Source organism: Streptomyces sp. NPDC050743 (assembly GCF_044456925.1).
Classification (GTDB): domain Bacteria; phylum Actinomycetota; class Actinomycetes; order Streptomycetales; family Streptomycetaceae; genus Streptomyces.
On sequence record NZ_JBITGJ010000342.1, the window covers coordinates 1 to 1,158 of the forward strand.

Genomic DNA, 1,158 nt, shown 5'->3' on the forward strand with positions numbered 1-1,158 from the left:
CGACCGACGGCGAGCCGGTCAACGCTGCCCAGAACCACCGACAACCATCGGAAATACCCCGCTTGACACACTCCGCCCCTTCAGGAATGACTATTACTCCTGCTGGAGGCCCCTTCCCGTGCTGCCCAACGCATACGAGATCAGCACCCTGCCGAGCTGGACGCCCTCTGCTGGACCCGGTGCGTCCCGTTGGCGCTGCACGAGGTCCCACGCGGTGCCGACGACGGCGACGTCACTCGCGTAAGCCCAGACCGCCAGGTGGTCGGGACCCAGCGTCACGGTGCACGCGACGACCAGTGGGCCGTCGCCGGACGTGATGGCGCCAGGACGATCCCTGCCGCCTGGAAGCACGCGTCCACATCCGTGCCCGGCCTGTCTAGGGCGACCTGCAACGCAGCGCCGCCGCTACGGGCCGGGCACGAGCGATGGGGGCAGACTGGGCCTTCCTCGTCCTCCCGTCCCGGTCGTGAGGGGAGGCAGCCGGGCTCGCGACGGGCGGCCGCTTCTGACCACCACTTCAGCGGTCCGCCCGTGCATCGCGCCCCGGGCAGGCCTTCACCCGCGGCCCCTGCACCCCTGTAACAAGGTAAGAGTCGGGCGATGCATGACGCGAATAGGGCAGAAGGGACACTCCAGCACCGTCTGGGAGGTAGGCATGCCGGAGTACAGCAAGAGCCCACAGCGCATCTCACAGCTCACCGACCAGCAGTACCGCGTGACCCAGCGAGACGAGACGGAGCCCTCGTTCTCCAACGCCTATTGGGACAACAAGGCACCCGGTATCTATGTGGACATCGTGTCCGGGGAGCCCCTCTTCGCCTCGGTCGACAAGTACGACAGCAGGACCGGCTGGCCCAGCTTTACGAGGCCTTTGGAGTCCGGCCACGTCGTCGAGAGGCCCGATACCAGCCACGGCATGGTCCGTGTCGAAGTACGGTCGGCTCAAGGGGACAGCCACCTCGGGCACCTGTTCCCGGACGGGCCCAGCGACCGCGGAGGACTGCGGTACTGCATCAACTCCGCCTCGCTGCGCTTCGTCCCCCTGGAGGATCTGGAGCAGGAGGATGCTGTCCCACGGAGTGGTGTAACAGCGATCTCCGCATAGGCCCTGGTCAAAGGGCGGCCATCGCGCAACTCTCCGAGTAGCGATGCTCGTTG

Annotated in this window: 1 protein-coding gene; it reads left to right on the forward strand. The window is 67.0% G+C overall.

From position 1 onward, the window contains the following. Nucleotides 1-655 precede the first annotated feature (655 nt). Nucleotides 656-1,105, forward strand: a complete 450-nt coding sequence (gene msrB, locus ACIBJF_RS53525) for a peptide-methionine (R)-S-oxide reductase MsrB (RefSeq protein WP_399185134.1) — start codon at nt 656-658, stop codon at nt 1,103-1,105. Nucleotides 1,106-1,158 lie beyond the last annotated feature (53 nt).

Bases quoted from the DNA above. Each gene is read 5' to 3' on its own strand.
- msrB (WP_399185134.1), top strand. From the start codon at position 656: ATGCCGGAGTACAGCAAGAGCCCACAGCGCATCTCACAGCTCACCGAC.